The organism is Rathayibacter tanaceti (genome assembly GCF_001634385.1).
In the GTDB taxonomy this organism is placed as follows: Bacteria; Actinomycetota; Actinomycetes; order Actinomycetales; family Microbacteriaceae; genus Rathayibacter; species Rathayibacter tanaceti.
Genome location: NZ_LIIN01000250.1, coordinates 1 through 1,472 on the forward strand (window position 1 = coordinate 1; position 1,472 = coordinate 1,472).

A 1,472-nucleotide genomic window follows, 5' to 3' on the forward strand; every position below is an offset into this window, starting at 1 on the left:
AGTCGGCGCTCGAGCCCTTCGCCGCCGGCTGACCAGCTCGCGGAGCCGGGCCAGCGGGCCGCGCCACTCCGCCGCAGGCGCCGCGCCGAGCGGCCGCACCCGGCTCAGCGCCAGGACGACGGCGGCGATCCCCGAGATCAGGCTCAGGACGATGACGTCGTAGAGCACGAACATCACCGGGCCGGCGACCTGCGCCGGATCGAGGAAGAAGTAGGGGTACCAGCCGATCAGGGCGCCCCGCACCAGGGTGAGCACGCCCCAGACGATCGGGAAACCCAGCACGGTCAGCGTTCCGCGCCAGGCCACCGGGCGTCGGCCCGGCCCGAGGACCCAGTCGAGGAGCGCCAGACTCGGGATCACGAAGTGCAGCAGAGCGCTCGACCAGGGCACGTCGACGCGGACACCGCGATTGTTCGCCTCGACCGCGATCAGCGCGAACACGATGCCCGAGACCACCATGTACGTCAGCACGAGCGCCCTGACGGTGCTGAGCCGGCGCGGCTCCTCCTCGCGCGTCAGGGCGACCAGCCCCGAGAGGCCGAGCACGACGACTCCGGCCATGTTCGACTGGGTGGTGAAGTAGGCGAAGAAGTTGTCGATCTGGAACGCGCGGAACCCGAGCGTGTAGAAGAAGTCGCCCACCAGTCCGATCGCGCCGAGCCCGGCGAGGGCCAGGCGGAGGATCGCGAACGCCTTCCGCACATCCGCTCCGATCCGTCGCTTCTGGGCCCGGAGGGCCGGACTTCCGTGCGATTCTACGGTCGCCGCGCTCAGAGCTCTCCGAGCGCCCGCCTCCGCTGCGACGGGGAGGCGGCGGGCCGGGCGCCTCACCTAGAGTCGTCGGATGGTGCAGGCAGACGACAGCGGCGCGCAGAACGCCGGAACAGCGGGTCGGACCCCCGTCGAGGAGGCCGCCCGCCGAGGGAACTGGATCGCGGGCGGGCTCTTCCTCGTGGCCGGGATGTGCTTCGCCGGCGCAGGCACGGCGATCTGGCCGGCGTTCCTGGCACTGGGGATCGTGTTCCTCGGGATGGCCGGCACCGCCTCCCGCCGGGAGGAGAAGCCCCGGCCGGAATCGGAGCGTGCCGACTCCGCCCCCTGACGGGCCCTTGACCGACGTTTCGCGACCGGCCGACGCGCGCCGATGCCGGCGGGATAGCGTGCCGACATGCCTTTCACGCTGAGCCACGCCGTCGTCGCGCTCGCGTTCTCGAACGGGCGGATCCCCGTCGCCGCCGTGGCCATCGGCGCGATGGTGCCCGACATCGGGATGTACCTCCCGGGGCTGGTCGGCCGGCAGTCGACGCACTCGCTCGTCGGCGTCGTCACCGTCGACCTGCTGCTCGGTCTGCTCGGTCTCGTTCTGTGGGTGTCCCTCATCGCCCCTGCCTGGCGCGACCTCTCGCCCGGGATCGTACGGTCCCGCCTCCGCCCGCGCCGCTCGCCGCCGCGGGGTGCCCGCGCCCGGGTCC

The 1,472-nt window shown here is 72.6% G+C and carries 3 protein-coding genes; 2 read left to right on the plus strand and 1 reads right to left on the minus strand.

Features of this window, described 5'->3' with window-relative positions:
- Positions 1 to 702 (minus strand): Pr6Pr family membrane protein (locus ACH61_RS15410; RefSeq protein ID WP_068213753.1); only part of this gene is annotated, 702 nt, incomplete at its 3' end.
- A gap of 142 nt (positions 703 to 844) precedes the next feature.
- On the opposite strand from ACH61_RS15410, the gene ACH61_RS15415 reads away from it, so the two are divergent.
- The gene (locus ACH61_RS15415; protein WP_068213756.1) at positions 845 to 1,102 is read left to right on the plus strand and encodes a hypothetical protein; all 258 of its coding nucleotides are present in this window, start codon (positions 845 to 847) and stop codon (positions 1,100 to 1,102) included.
- A 66-nt stretch (positions 1,103 to 1,168) separates the two neighbouring features.
- Positions 1,169 to 1,472: DUF4184 family protein (locus ACH61_RS15420; RefSeq protein WP_169809835.1), on the plus strand; the 304-nt coding region annotated here is incomplete at its 3' end.

What these genes read in the sequence shown, in the direction of transcription:
- ACH61_RS15415 (WP_068213756.1), top strand. Translation starts at nt 845, where the DNA reads ATGGTGCAGGCAGACGACAGCGGCGCGCAGAACGCCGGAACAGCGGGT.